We start from the raw sequence: 633 nt of genomic DNA on the forward strand, positions 1-633 counted from the left end.
CTGCGCCCTGCCTGCTTGCAGCGCGCACGCTCGGCGTTTGTGGCAGGCAAGCTGACGCGTCCCCAACTGACACAAGTGGAAGACGATGAAGTGAGACGCGTCGTGGAGCAGCAAAAGGCCTGCGGTATTCATGTGATTACCGATGGCGTGCTGCGCCGTACCGGGGGGCATTACGACTTTTTTTCCCACCTGCACGGTATTGCCGGTCCGCTGGAGGAACAGAATTATTGTATTACGCGGCAACAGATGGCGGCCTGTCACCTTCAGGTGGTGGGGCCGGTTTCTTTTAATCCCGAACATCCCTTTTTGGCGCATTACCGCTTTCTGCATCAGGCCGTGGGTGACGATCCCCAGGCTGTCGCCAAGCAGACGCTGCCAAGCCCCTGCATGTTGATGTACCGCTCGTTGCGCCGAAATGGTGTTTATCAGGCGTTAGATGACTCCTGCGACGATTTGGCACAGGTATACGTTCAGGCGCTGCACGCGTTTTATGCCCAAGGGTGCCGCTATCTGCAACTGGATGATACGTTCTGGAGCCTGTTTGGCGATGTCGCCGCGATCCGTGCCGAGCTGGATGATGACACCGATCCCTATCAGCTCATTGAGCACTGCGTTTCTTTGCTTAACCGCATC

At 57.0% G+C, this 633-nt stretch carries 1 pseudogene; it reads left to right on the forward strand.

Annotation, left to right across the window (positions count from 1 at the left end):
- Positions 1-633: pseudogene (locus tag J5224_RS33710) on the forward strand (methionine synthase); the annotation flags it as partial.

This window comes from Candidatus Symbiopectobacterium sp. NZEC135 (assembly GCF_025962695.1).